The following is a 12,167-nucleotide window of genomic DNA, read 5'->3' on the forward strand; positions in this document are numbered from 1 at the left end:
AATTATGCATATAAATTGCTTATTAATCAGTATTTCATTTTATTGTTTTGGTGGCGACTCACAATTTAGGGGCAGGTAGCGGTGATAAAAGGCATGTCAGCACCAACATGGTGCGCCTGAATGCACTGTGTTGGTGCGTTGTGTGGTTTTGGTGCGGTATCACCGTCTGACTGTCAGGTTGAATGGAACCCGTTGAACGTCTCGCACAGGCTTACCCTCTCACCCATGATCATCAAATTGGGATTGCTGGCGGTTGTGCAGCACACCAAAAGTGGCGGCATTATCCTCGCTCATTGTGCGGGTAATCCCAACCGTTGGTGATGTTGTTCACAGCTTTATGTGCATTTGCACAAATATTTGCGTCGGATTTTCTGCATTTGAAAGAAATTGCCTAATGACTCACCAGGTTGTAACACCAATAATTACAAATAATAAAACGATATTTTTATTTAATTAATACATCATTTCTTTTGTGATCGCGGTCTCAGTCGCACTGGCTGGGCGGCGATAGTACAAATCGGGTTTGTCGCTCGCCGTCGATCCGGTCGTTGTTTTTTCTATGTTATTGAATTTCAAGGTAGGTATTCGCGTGAAAATAGAATCTATTGATGTCACCGTTTTTACGTATCCCACTCGTCGCGTGTCCGACAGTGCGGGACATTCGCATCCAGGAGAAGAGAATCAGGCCAAGATGGCCCTCTTGACGCTGACCACCGACGATGGGCATCAGGGCTATGCATTTGCACCACCCGAAGTGGTTCGTCCGCATATTATCAACGCGTTCTTTCGCAAGGTGCTGATCGGTCAGAACCCGTTTGACAGAGAACGTCTGTGGCAGGATCTGGTGCATTGGCAGCGCGGCAGCGCCAACCAACTGACCGACCGTGCCATCTCTATCGTGGAATCCGCGCTGTGGGATCTGCAAGGTCGCTTCCTGAATATGCCGGTGCACAAACTGCTGGGTGGTTTCCGTGAAAAAGTACCCGCTTACGGCAGCACCATGTGCGGCGATGAGCTGGAAGGCGGCCTCTCGACGCCGGAAGAGTACGGCCAGTTTGCCGAGAAACTGGTGGCACGCGGCTATAAAGCCATCAAGCTGCACACCTGGATGCCGCCGGTATCCTTCGCACCGAGCCCGCAGATGGACGTCAAAGCTTGTGCCGCCGTGCGTGAAGCGGTAGGTCCGGATGTCTGCCTGATGCTGGATGGTTACCACTGGTACAGCCGCAGCGACGCGCTCTACATCGGTCGTGAATTGCAAAAGCTGAACTTCACCTGGTTTGAAGAGCCGATGGAAGAGCAGAGCATGGCCTCCTACAGCTGGCTGACCAAGAGCCTGGATATCGACGTCATCGGGCCTGAAAGCCTGTCAGGCAAATACTTCAGCCGCGCCGACTGGGTGAAAGAGGGTGCCTGTGACATTCTGCGCGCGGGCGTGCAGGGCGTGGGTGGCCTTTCTCCAACCATGAAGGTCGCCGCATTGGCGGAAGCCTTTGGTATGGATTGCGAAATCCACGGTAACGGTGCACCGAATCTTAACGTGGTGGGGGCAATCAAAAACTGCCGTTGGTATGAACGCGGCCTGCTGCATCCCTTCATGAACTATGAAGAGCCCGCCGCTTACCTCAACAGCATCATCGACCCGATGGATGACGACGGCTTTGTTCACCTGCCACAGCGTCCGGGCCTGGGTGAGGACATCAACTTTGATTGGATCGAGGAGCATACGCTGAGTAAAGAATAACCGCAGTAATAATAATAAATAGCAGTAATAACAAAGCAGTGCTGAAAGAAAGAGCCCTTACAAATAGCCCCTAGATAGTTCGAGTTGTAGCAAGGTGGCAAGTGAATGAATCCCGATGAGCTTACATAAGTAAGTGATTCGGGTGAATGAGCGCAGCCAACGCAGATACAGCTCGAAATATAACGGGGAAAAACGTTTCGTCTTCCATTCTTCACACCTGGAGAAGCTAAATGAAAGCACGAGCAATAATCCGTACCCTGCTACTGAGCTGTTTCTGTATGGCCGCAACACCGGCCTTACTGTCTGCAAAAACGCCCGACGATCAACTGATCGTCGGGATGAACATGAATAACATGCTGTCTCTCGATCCGGCCGCCATGACGGGCAACGAGGTGGTCGGCATTATCGTTAACCTTTACGACTCGCTGGTCGAGCTCGATCCTGAAAACCTCAGCCGCGTGCTGCCCTCGCTGGCGAAAAGCTGGGAGATCAGTCCAGACAACAACCTGATTACCTTCCATTTGGTGGATAACGCCAAATTCCACTCCGGCAATCCGGTCACTGCCCATGATTTTTCCTGGTCGATGAAACGGTTGCTGACCCTCAACATGGCGCAGGCCACCACCTGGAAATCCTACGGCTTTACGGCGGAGAATGTCGAAAAGCTGATCCGCGCCAAAGATGACAAAACGGTAGAGATCGAACTGCCTAAACCGAACGATCCCAAACTGGTGATCTATTCCCTTGCCACGCTCGGCAGCGGATCGGTACTGGACAGTAAAACCGTGATGAAGCATGAGAAAAACGGTGACTGGGGTAACGGTTGGTTGACCACCAACGAAGCCGGTTCCGGTCCGTTCAAGCTGGACGTGTGGCAGGCAAAAGACGTGCTGCGCGTTAACCGTGCCGACGGTTACTGGCGCGGTGATGCCAAAATGCGCCGGGTGATCTTCCGTCATATGACCGAATCTCAGGCGCTGCGTCTGATGATCGAAAAGGGCGATATCGATGTAGCAACCGGTATGTCGGTGCCGGACATCAATGCCCTGAAAGCCAACCCGGAGGTGAAAGTCGAAGAGGTGAAGAAAGGCACGCTCTATTACGTTGCCATGAGCCTGAAGAACGACGAGTTCGCCAAGCCAAAAGTGCGTGAAGCGGTGCGCTACCTCATCGATTACGACGGCCTCAACAAGACTGTGATGCCAGGCTACGGCTTCTATCATCAGCGCCCGATTCAGGCAGGAATGGATGCCACGCTGCCTAACCCCGGTTACAAGCTGGACGTGCCGAAGGCCAAGGCGCTGCTGGCGGAAGCGGGCTATCCGAACGGCTTTGAAACCACGCTGCGGGTGCTGTCCGATCAGCCTTTCCTTAATCTGGCGACCTCGGTGCAATCAACGCTGGCCCAGGCCGGTATTCGCGCCAAGATCATTTCCGGCACCGGCAATCAGGTTTACGGCGCGATGCGCGATCGTAAATTCGACATGCTGGTCGGGCGTGGCGGCGGCGGGGTCGATCCCCATCCGCACTCCAGCCTGCGCTCCGTGGTGTACAACCCGGATAACAGCGATGAAGCCAAACTCACCAACTTCCAAGGGTGGAGAACGTCTTTCTACGACGCGCAATTGAACGAGATGATCGATCAGGCGCTGCTGGAAAAAGATCCTACCAAGCAGAAGCAGCGCTATGCCGAGATACAGGACCGCTATGAGGCGCTTTATCCTGCCATCATTCCGGTCTCGCAGATGGTCGACTCCGTGGTACAACGCAAAGATGTTATAGACTTTGTGTCACATCCGTCATCGACCACCCGCTTGTATCTGGTGCACAAGCAACGCTGAAGTTTGAGTAAAGCGTGGGGGGTATTTCCCCTCACGCCGTCATCCTACGAGGTAAGTCACGGCATCAGCGGCGCTGAAGAGCGCGGCGCGGGTGTCGGACGGGGAGAAAGAACATGGTTTTCTCTGATTGGCTCAAACCGGGGGCGTTACCCTATCGCGTAGCCAAGCGGCTGTTACAGGTTGCCTTCACGCTGTTTGGGTTGTTGATTCTGACCTTCATTATCGGTCGGGTAATGCCGATCGATCCGGTATTGGCAATTGTCGGTCAGGATGCTGACCAAAGTACCTATCAGCAGGTCTATCAGCAGTTAGGCCTGGATAAGCCGCTGTATGTTCAATTCGGTATCTACTTCAATTCACTGCTGCACGGCGATTTGGGCAACGCGATGCTCACCGGTCGCCCGGTGGTGGATGACATCATCCGCGTGTTCCCTGCAACGATAGAGCTGGCAACAATGGCGATTATCGTCGGTGCCGGTCTGGGCGTACCGCTCGGTGTGATGGCGGCGGCGCGGCGCGGCAAGCTGGCGGACTATATCGTGCGTTTTATTAGTCTGGCGGGTTACTCCACGCCGATTTTCTGGGTCGGCATGATGGGGCTGTTGGTGTTTTACGCCTGGCTCAACTGGGTCGGAGGCGCAGGACGCGTGGATATGGCGTGGGATGGCATGGTGGAGAACCGTACCGGCTTACTGCTGGTGGATTCCCTGCTGGCGCGCGAGTGGGCGGTGTTCTTCAGTGCGCTGAACCACCTGGTGTTGCCCGCCACCATTCTTGGCTTCCACTCGCTGGCCTATATCAGTCGTATGACGCGCAGCTTTATGCTGGCGCAACTGTCGCAAGAGTACATCATCACCGCACGGGTCAAAGGGTTGTCTGAGTTTCGGGTGATTTGGGCGCATGCGTTTCGCAACATTCTGGTGCAACTGCTGACAGTAGTGGCGCTGGCGTATGGCTCACTGCTGGAGGGAGCGGTGTTGATTGAAACCGTGTTCTCCTGGCCGGGCTTTGGTTCCTATCTGACGGGCAGCCTGCTGCTGGGGGATATGAATGCGGTGATGGGCTGCGTGCTGCTGGTCGGGCTGATTTTCGTCACCCTTAACCTGCTCTCCGACATGTTGTATCAAATCTTCGATCCGAGGACCCGCGTATGAGTATGTCTTCTGAACCGGTAATCGGCTCCTCGCCGGACGCCAAAAATGGGCGAATTCGAGTACGTGGCGCGCGGCTGTTCAATTTCCTGCGCCTGCTGGCGAAAAACCCACTGACGGCCATTGGCTCGCTGATTGTGCTGTCGCTGATTGTGATTGCGATTTTTGCCCCCTGGCTGGCAACGCACGATCCCTTAGTACAAGACCTGGAAAATGCCCTGCAAGCGCCGGGGGCCGCCCATTGGTTTGGTACCGATGAGTTCGGGCGCGATGTGTACAGCCGTCTGGTGTATGGCTCGCGTATTACGCTGTACATTGTGGCGCTGGTGTCGGTCACTGTCGGCCCGATCGGCTTGATGCTCGGCGTGGTGGCGGGCTACTACGGCGGCATTGTCGATACCATCCTGATGCGCATCACCGATATCTTTATCTCCTTCCCCAGTTTGGTGCTGGCGCTGGCGTTTGTTGCCGCTTTGGGGCCGGGATTGGAGCACGTGGTGATTGCCATTACCCTCACCGCCTGGCCGCCCATTGCGCGTCTGGCGCGTGCTGAAACGCTGTCGCTACGTCAGGCAGATTTCGTTTCTGCGGTGAAACTGCAAGGCGCATCGTCGCTGCGTATTTTGGTGCATCACATTGTGCCGCTGTGTCTGCCTTCGGTGATTATCCGTATCACCATGAACATGGCGGGCATCATCCTGACGGCTGCCGGGCTTGGCTTCCTGGGGTTGGGCGCACAGCCGCCCGATCCAGAATGGGGAGCCATGATCTCTGCCGGTCGTCGCTACATGATGGAGTGCTGGTGGTTAGTCACCATTCCTGGGTTGGCTATTCTGATGAACAGCCTGGCGTTCAACTTTCTCGGAGACGGCCTACGTGACATCCTCGATCCCCGCACCGAATAAAGGTGCAACTCAGGGCGCGCCGCTGCTGGAGGTGGAAAACCTCAAGGTGAGCTTTGTTAACCACGGCGCAGTGACGGATGCCGTGCGCGGCGTCTCGTTTAACCTCGGCTGCGAGAAGCTGGCGATTGTCGGCGAATCCGGCTCGGGCAAATCAACGGTTGGACGCGCGCTGCTGCATCTGCACCCGCGCAGCGCACGGGTGACGGCCGATAGGCTGCGCTTCGGTCAGACTGATTTGCTTAATGTGTCTGAAGCGCAGATGCGCCAGATCCGCGGTAAGCGCATTTCCATGATCATGCAGGATCCGAAATATTCGCTGAATCCGGTGGTGTGTGTCGGCGATCAGATCGCGGAAGCCTATCTGGCGCACCACAAGGTGCCAGCGCGCGTGGCGAAAGAGAAAGTCATGGCGATGCTGGATGTGGTGCGCATTCGCCAGCCGGAGCGCGTGTACGCGCTCTATCCGCACGAAGTCTCCGGCGGGCAGGGGCAGCGCATCATGATCGCCATGATGTTGATCACTGAGCCAGAGATCGTTATCGCCGACGAGCCGACTTCGGCGCTTGATGTGTCGGTGCGTTTGCAGGTGCTCTCGATGCTGGATGATTTGGTGTCGGAGCGCGGATTGGGGCTGATCTTTATCAGCCACGATATCAATCTGGTGCGCAGCTTCTGCGACCGGGTGCTGGTGATGTACGCCGGACGCGTCGTGGAATCCATCGCGGCGTGCGATCTCGATAACGCGCAGCACCCCTACACGCGTGGGCTGCTCAATGCGTTGCCGGACATCGATCATCCTCGCGTGCGTCTGCCGGTCATGCAGCGCGATCCTGCCTGGCTGGGTGAATAAGGAGTGACTATGAGCACACAAAATAGCGCGGCGATGATCGAGGTGAAAAACCTCAACCTCTCCTTTGGTCAGGGTAGCCAGCACAATCAGGTGCTGTTTGATGTCAATTTGGCGGTGCGCAGTGGGGAGATCTTTGGTTTGGTGGGGGAATCCGGCTCGGGCAAAACCACGGTGCTGAAATGTCTGGCAGGGCTGTTCAACCACTGGCAGGGCGAGCTGTGCATTGATGGCCAACCGCTGGCGCACCGTATCGATAGGGCTCGCTGTCGTCAGGTGCAGATGGTGTTTCAGGATCCCTACGGATCGCTGCACCCACGCCACACGGTTGAGACCATTTTGGAGGAGCCGTTGCTGATCCACCGCTTTGAACAGCGCGATCGGCGCATTAACGCTTTGTTAGATAAAGTGGGGCTGGGACCGCAGTTTCGTCGCCGCTACCCGCACCAACTCTCCGGCGGGCAGCGCCAACGCGTTGCTATCGCTCGCGCGCTGATTCTCGAGCCGCGAGTCCTGTTGTTGGATGAACCGACTTCGGCGCTGGACGTGTCGGTGCAGGCAGAAATCCTCAATCTGCTGGCTGAACTGCAACAGCAGGACAACCTGACCTACCTGATGGTAACGCACGATCTGGGGGTGATTGCTCATTTATGCCACCGCGTGGCGGTGATGCAGTATGGCCGTATTCTGGAAACGCTGGACACGGCAGAGCTGACGCGTTCGACGGAGAAAACGGCCTATACCACCATGCTGGTGGATGCCAGCCGACAGTACAGCCGCGATTTGGCCGTGCGTTCGGAGCGAATGGGCTAACAGTTCGGGTAAAAACCGCATGATGTGCTGACAAGACGGGTAATTTACCCGTCTTTTTTTACGATCGTCGCCGATACTACACTGGTATGCTATACCTAATGGCCGTAACGTTGTGGCATATCCGTAAGTAAAAAAAAGTAAAAGGGTAGCGTTAAGGAGTGCGGGTATTTACAATCGTTACGCTTTCTTGTAGCCCCCGATCAAAAAGGAATTCTCATGTTCAAACGTACTCTGGTTGCGGCAGCAGCCCTGGTTTCACTGACAATGTTTTCATCTTCGGTCATGGTGTCATCGGCGATCGCCGCCCCTACCGCCACAACGCGCGTTTTACTCACCACGTCTGAAGGCAACATTGAGTTAGCGCTGGATAACCAGAAAGCGCCGGTGTCAGTGAAAAATTTCGTCGAGTACGTTAACAGCGGCTTCTACAACGGCACCACCTTTCACCGCGTGATCCCAGGCTTTATGGTTCAGGGCGGCGGCTTTGTGGATGAAATGAAGCAAAAAGCCACTAACCCGCCGATCAAAAACGAAGCGGACAACGGTTTACGTAACGTGCGTGGCACCATTGCCATGGCGCGCACCGCTGAAAAAGACAGCGCTACCAGTCAGTTCTTTATTAACATCGCGGATAACGCGTTCCTCGATCACGGTCAGCGCGATTTTGGCTATGCGGTATTTGGTAAAGTGGTGAAAGGGATGGATGTTGCCGACAAAATCTCTCAGGTACAAACCAGCAATGTCGGCCCTTACCAGAATGTGCCAAGCAAACCGATCGTGATTAAATCGGCCAAAGTGCTGCCGTAAACGTTGCTGAGAATTTCTGGGTTATATATCAAGGCCACATTGTGTGGCCTTGATGGTTTCTGGTGATATATACGGTGTGTTATTAATATGATGCTATGGTTGGTTATTATTGGTTTGGCTAATTATTCCCATGCTTTTTTTCGTGTGGATTAGGAAAAATAGTACAGGGAGGATGAATGCATATTAATGGTGTTATTAAATAATAATCATGACGTTATGACTTATTTTATATAATGTGTACAATTTAAAAATATCAGTTATGCTTAATCAAGATAATGACTCCTGAATCAATGCCCCACTATTGGTTGACTAATTATAATTAGTCTGCGATGTGGCTATTGTCTCTCTTTACCAAAAAAATCTTATTATTCGTCAGCTAATATTATTGCTTCATATGTTTTTGATGCTTTTTTTGGTGAGTGATTTTTGTATTATAAAATGGCTTTTCTGTATGTTGAGGTTCTATTAATTTCTTTAAATTAATGGGCGATAGCTCATTGGTTTTTTAAATAACGACAGGTTTTGTGTTTGGAATATTATTGATGTCATTCATTTATGGAGCAGTAAAACAGGCCATAACGTATTGTTTTTTACCTATGGCTACACACTTATTCTCATTCCGCTATTTATCATGATGACAATGGAGTAAGAAATGAAAAAATTCCTACTTCTGCTAAGTATGCTACTTGGTTGTGCTCAAGTAATGGCTGAAGCAGAAAATATCACTGTTGATCATAATCCGCCGCAACCTCCTGTTGAAATTGTCCCAGCACATGGCTTTGTCAGTTCGCCAGCAAGTCGAGCCACCTTATGCCGTACGGCTATTCCAGCACCACAACACAATACGGGTTGTGGTGCTGTTCAATGGGAGCCGCAATCGATTGAAGGACCACAAGGGTTTCCTAGCGGCGGTCCCCCTGATGGTCAAATCGCCAGCGGAGGAAACGCCAGATTTCCTGAGATGAATCAGCAAACAGCTACTCGCTGGGTACGCGTTCCGATGCAAGCGGGAAACAGGACATTTACCTGGACACTGACGCAAACGCATATTACACGCGCCTGGCAGGTCTTTATCACACAGCAGAACTGGAACCCCAATGCACCTTTAACGCGTGCCAGTTTTAATCTGTCGCCTATCTGCCAGCAAATATTCTCACCGCCCTATCCTCGGCCGCCAATGTCGTTCTCTATGAATTGTACCATACCGGCGCGTACCGGATATCAGGTACTGCTGGCGGTATGGACAGTGGGAGATACCCCAAATGCCTTCTATCAAGTGATTGATGCTCAGTTCTGATGGTTATCAGTCATGATGCTATAGGCTAAAAATGCTTACTATATAATCTGGAGTAAGAAATGAAACACATCGTCTTGCTGCTATTAACGCTGTTTACCAGTTCCTATGGGGTTGCTGAAGAGCTGGCCTTAGATTCACAGCCTGTGCTTCCAGAAAGCCCATACAGTGGATATATTTCATCACCCCCGAGCCGTGTGGTGTTGTGTACCGGCGACCTTGGTGGGATTAATAACGCAAACTGTGGACCGGCAAAGTTTCAATCTCAATATATTGAAGGGCCGAGAGGATTTCCGACAGAAGGTCCTCCGGACGGAAAAATTGCAAGCGCTGGAAATCCTGTGTTTTCTCAGTTGGATGCTCAAAGTGCTAATCGATGGTATAAATCACCGATGACAGCGGGGTACAATACGTTTACCTGGACGCTGAAAGCACCGTATAACACCTATAGTTGGCAATTCTTTATCACCAAACAGAACTGGAACCCTAATGCGCCGCTGACGCGTGCCAGTTTCGAGTTAGAACCCTTCTGTATCAACTATGTTCCGGTAGATTCAACCCCGTTGGAGAATATGAGTACCGACTGCGTGGTGCCACAGCGCACGGGTTATCAGGTCATATTGGGGGTATGGACAGTTTCTGATAAAGCAGATGCTTTCTATCAGGTACTGGATGTGAATTTTGGTTCTTAAAATAGCGGTAACAGTAGACATCAAGGCCACGCCATGTGGCCTTGATGTTGTTTAGTGGTTAGTTACAGGACGTCGTTTTCAGCACCGCCAGACCTTTACCCTAACCCGCGAATTGGGCCAGCTTCGCTTTCACGCACTGGGCAGCGACGGGAAAGTGCTGGTGTCAGTGAAAAGTTTCATCGAGCACGTTAACAGCAGCTTCTATAATGGAACCTCCTTTCACCGCGTGATCCCTGACTTTATGGTTCAGGGCGGCGGCTTTGTGGATGAAATGAAGCAAAAAGCCACTAACCCGCCGATCAAAAACGAAGCAGACAATGGTTTACGTAACGTGCGTGGCACCATCGCCATGGCGCGCACCGCTGAAAAAGACAGCGCCATCAATCAGTTCTTTATTAACGTCGCGGATAACGCACTCCTTGATCACGGTCAGCGCGATTTTGGCTATGTGGCATTGATGATTTTTGGCGAGATAAACAGTGTGTCATTAATGTGGTGCTAAGGTTGGTTATTATTGGGTTGGCTACGTTTTTAACTGAAAAATGCAGATGCTAAAAAATAAATGACAGGTAAATTAAAAAACAATTCCATGCTATTATCAATAGGTTTTTTTAAGGATGTCCTACGTCAGGATTTATTTAAAAATAAGATGTGCGCAAGAATGATATCGCCGACTGCTAATACATCACAGTCAGCGGTATCATATAATTGTCTCATTTTGTATGTTATCTAACGTGAATATTTAAGATGTTATAACATATGTGATTAAACAAAATTGAGGTCGAACGCTTGATAAAAGCCCATTGGCGTATCAGCCACGATCCATATCAGCAGAAGCACGTGGTGACCGGTTCTTTGAGGCAATTGTAAGCTATGGCTAACCCGTGGGGGCATTTGCGCCAATGTGAAATTCCAAAAAGGTGCCAATAGTGTAAAGTCATTGACTATCCCATTTAAATTAAAGCTGCCACGATTCAGACGTTGTGACGGGTTCCAGTTCGGATAAGTCAGAAACCATCGATAACCACGAGTTCTATGCTGTGCGGTATATACCCAGTTTACATTGAAGGTTTGCCCACTTGTGACGGTGGTTCTAGGCCATGTTGTTCCGCGCGCCGCTTGCAACTCTGCATCCGTAAAATTCACAATATCTCGATTCCCAGTGCGACCACCGCTGACGATAGAGCCATTTGCTGGAGGTGCCGCACTCGGGGTGTCGGTCAAAAAAGCATCACCAAATCCGAGGGGCTGAAATGGGCCACCGATGAAGTCTGGGAAATTTTTTCCCCCTTCCATTTCATTAGCTTCCCATGCACCAATCCATCCGCGAGAAGCAGCAAAGGCACTGCGCGACATAGGACTCGTCACCTGACCATGATAAAGATCGCCAAAGTAATATTTATCCTCAGGTACACAGCAGCAATTATCGTGTTCCGGTCTAGGTGGACAAGGTTTAGGTGGACAAGGCTCAGGGTGATACTCATTACAAGGATCGGGCTGGGGCTCATTACACTGCGGGTCGTAATTAGCAGGCTTAGTCATGACGAATACCCTCATTATGAATAAATAATGACATCTGAAAATAGATTAGAAAAAATCTCTAATCATTCTTTTCTTTTGAAAAAATCAAAAGAAAAAGTATGTTGTAGATTTTTTTCTGGTGAATAAATAAAAATGAAGTGAAAGGAGTAGATGCGTCATCATATAATCGTAACGCAATGCTAATAATTAGCTGGCTGATGATTAATATTATCGTAAAGTCACAACGACAAAACACAATGATGATGTTAGTCGAATTATAAAAAAGAGTCATAATCTTTTTGTGATAACGACGTAAATATTTTAATAGTGGTGTCTATGTGTTAATAAATCATCATCATAATAAGTTGTTTTTAGAAGAAAATAATATTTAAATTTCGTTTTTTGTCATCAAAATCCTAAAGGCTCATATGATAACCGATCAAAAAATATCATCAATAAAAACAATGGTGTATTGTATGTATAAAACGAAGCGATGAACAAAAATAAAACACTTAGCAACAAAAATAATCGAGGATTAATTATTATATTCTG

General features: G+C 50.7%; 11 protein-coding genes and 1 pseudogene. 11 read left to right on the forward strand and 1 reads right to left on the reverse strand.

The window, feature by feature from the left end:
- The first annotated feature begins 120 nt into the window (after nucleotides 1-120).
- From J5067_RS20465 to J5067_RS20515, 11 genes and pseudogenes are all read left to right on the forward strand, one after another.
- Entirely contained in the window at nucleotides 121-321 is a 201-nt protein-coding gene (locus J5067_RS20465) for a hypothetical protein (RefSeq protein WP_264651897.1), read from the forward strand.
- Nucleotides 322-589: 268 nt separating this feature from the next.
- Nucleotides 590-1,744, forward strand: coding sequence for a mandelate racemase family protein (locus J5067_RS20470; RefSeq protein ID WP_264651898.1), 1,155 nt, complete (start codon nucleotides 590-592; stop codon nucleotides 1,742-1,744).
- Between the two features lie 230 nt (nucleotides 1,745-1,974).
- Nucleotides 1,975-3,585, forward strand: a complete 1,611-nt coding sequence (locus J5067_RS20475) for an ABC transporter substrate-binding protein (RefSeq protein ID WP_264651899.1) — start codon at nucleotides 1,975-1,977, stop codon at nucleotides 3,583-3,585.
- A gap of 113 nt (nucleotides 3,586-3,698) precedes the next feature.
- Complete coding sequence (locus J5067_RS20480; RefSeq protein WP_264645668.1) at nucleotides 3,699-4,739, forward strand: ABC transporter permease; 1,041 nt, start codon at nucleotides 3,699-3,701, stop codon at nucleotides 4,737-4,739.
- Entirely contained in the window at nucleotides 4,736-5,641 is a 906-nt protein-coding gene (locus J5067_RS20485) for an ABC transporter permease (protein ID WP_264645669.1), read from the forward strand. The genes J5067_RS20480 and J5067_RS20485 overlap by 4 nt, the downstream gene beginning before the upstream one ends.
- Entirely contained in the window at nucleotides 5,613-6,491 is an 879-nt protein-coding gene (locus J5067_RS20490) for an ABC transporter ATP-binding protein (protein WP_264645670.1), read from the forward strand. Before J5067_RS20485 ends, J5067_RS20490 begins: the two co-directional genes overlap by 29 nt.
- 33 nt (nucleotides 6,492-6,524) lie before the next feature.
- The gene (locus J5067_RS20495) at nucleotides 6,525-7,301 is read left to right on the forward strand and encodes an ABC transporter ATP-binding protein (protein WP_264645731.1); all 777 of its coding nucleotides are present in this window, start codon (nucleotides 6,525-6,527) and stop codon (nucleotides 7,299-7,301) included.
- Between the two features lie 216 nt (nucleotides 7,302-7,517).
- Entirely contained in the window at nucleotides 7,518-8,108 is a 591-nt protein-coding gene (gene ppiA / locus J5067_RS20500) for a peptidylprolyl isomerase A (RefSeq protein ID WP_264645671.1), read from the forward strand.
- Between the two features lie 652 nt (nucleotides 8,109-8,760).
- Nucleotides 8,761-9,405, forward strand: a complete 645-nt coding sequence (locus J5067_RS20505; RefSeq protein WP_264645672.1) for a lytic polysaccharide monooxygenase — start codon at nucleotides 8,761-8,763, stop codon at nucleotides 9,403-9,405.
- Between the two features lie 59 nt (nucleotides 9,406-9,464).
- Nucleotides 9,465-10,094, forward strand: a complete 630-nt coding sequence (locus J5067_RS20510; protein WP_264651900.1) for a lytic polysaccharide monooxygenase — start codon at nucleotides 9,465-9,467, stop codon at nucleotides 10,092-10,094.
- Nucleotides 10,095-10,254: 160 nt separating this feature from the next.
- Nucleotides 10,255-10,569, forward strand: a pseudogene (locus tag J5067_RS20515) (peptidylprolyl isomerase); the annotation flags it as partial.
- Between the two features lie 290 nt (nucleotides 10,570-10,859).
- On the opposite strand, the gene J5067_RS20520 reads toward J5067_RS20515, so the two are convergent.
- A complete protein-coding gene (locus J5067_RS20520) occupies nucleotides 10,860-11,651 on the reverse strand; it encodes a lytic polysaccharide monooxygenase auxiliary activity family 9 protein (protein WP_319802402.1) in 792 nt (263 codons plus the stop codon).
- Nucleotides 11,652-12,167 lie beyond the last annotated feature (516 nt).

This window comes from Candidatus Symbiopectobacterium sp. NZEC151 (assembly GCF_025962655.1).
Classification (GTDB): domain Bacteria; phylum Pseudomonadota; class Gammaproteobacteria; order Enterobacterales; family Enterobacteriaceae; genus Symbiopectobacterium.